This window comes from Microvirga arabica, from assembly GCF_016811235.1.
GTDB classification, from domain to species: Bacteria; Pseudomonadota; Alphaproteobacteria; order Rhizobiales; family Beijerinckiaceae; genus Microvirga; species Microvirga arabica.
The window spans coordinates 1-1,163 of sequence record NZ_JAFBID010000201.1; the positions used below are offsets into that span (position 1 = coordinate 1).

Sequence of the window (1,163 nt, forward strand, 5' to 3'; positions counted from 1 at the left end):
GCGGTGTCGCCTTCAGCAACAATCTGAGCAAATCCGGCGTCGGCGACCGCAACCTCTACGTCGATGAGGTGACGTTCAACGGTCGGGTGCAGTCACAAGATGTGGCCATCACCAACAGCATCGACAAGAACTGGTTTTTCACCCTGTTAAAAGGATAGTAAGATGGCAGTACCGAGAGTTTTCATTTCCACCGATCTGCGCCTGTCGTCCGAGGAGAAGGATGACGCCCAGTCGCTGATCCACGCCCTGCTGTACCAGGACAAGATGAACATTGTCGGCATCGCCGGCACCGCGTCCAAGTGGAACCATCAGGACGGCCTCGTCGGCGACATCGACAAGATCATCGACGTCTACGCCAAGGACTACGCCAAGCTGGAGGCAAAACACCCGGCCTTCAAATCGCCGGCCGAACTGAAAGCGGTCTCATGGCAGGGTGCCACCGACACCGCTCCGTGGGCGGGATGGTCGAGCCCGACCGACTCGTCCAAGGCGATCATTGCCGAGGCCAAGAAGGCCGCCGCTGCCGGTGAGAAGCTGAACGTGCTGACGTGGGGCGGCGGCACCGATCTTGCGCAGGCCCTGCACGACGATCCGAGCATCGCCCCGACCATCCGCTACTTCAACATCAGCAATCAGGACGCCAACGCCCACAATTACATCGGCAAATTCAAGGGCAAGCTGGATATGTGGGTGGATGATATGTCCACCTATCGCGGCATCTACCAGTCGCCGGAAAGTTCGGCCATCATCAAGGGCTGGCATCAGCAGCACGCCGACGGCCACGGTGCCCTCGGTGACTACTTCGCTCAGCTCTCGGGCGACATCTTCAATTCCTCCGGCGTCAAGATGGGCGACAGCCCGACCGTGCTGCGCTTCCTCTCGGGCGACCTGAACGATCCGTCCAAGGAAAGCTGGGGCGGCGAGTTCATCAAGACCGGCACCAACTACTGGACCGACAACCCAAGCCCTTCCGTCGACCTCAACCGCTCCGGCACCAACGGCGCGTGGACGATCTACGAGGACCGCGCCGCCTGGCTGAACAGCTTCGCCGAGCGCTTCGACTGGCTCAAGGGCGGCGGCTCCACCCCGACCCCGACGCCCACTCCGGTTCCGTCGCAGCCGATACCGACCCCCACGCCCACGCCCGCGCCGACGGACCCTGC

General features: G+C 62.2%; 1 protein-coding gene. It reads left to right on the forward strand.

The annotated features are described in order from the left end of the window. Positions 1-162: 162 nt before the first annotated feature. The coding region (locus JQC81_RS32450; protein WP_203275864.1) for a nucleoside hydrolase-like domain-containing protein at positions 163-1,163 on the forward strand (1,001 nt) is incomplete at its 3' end.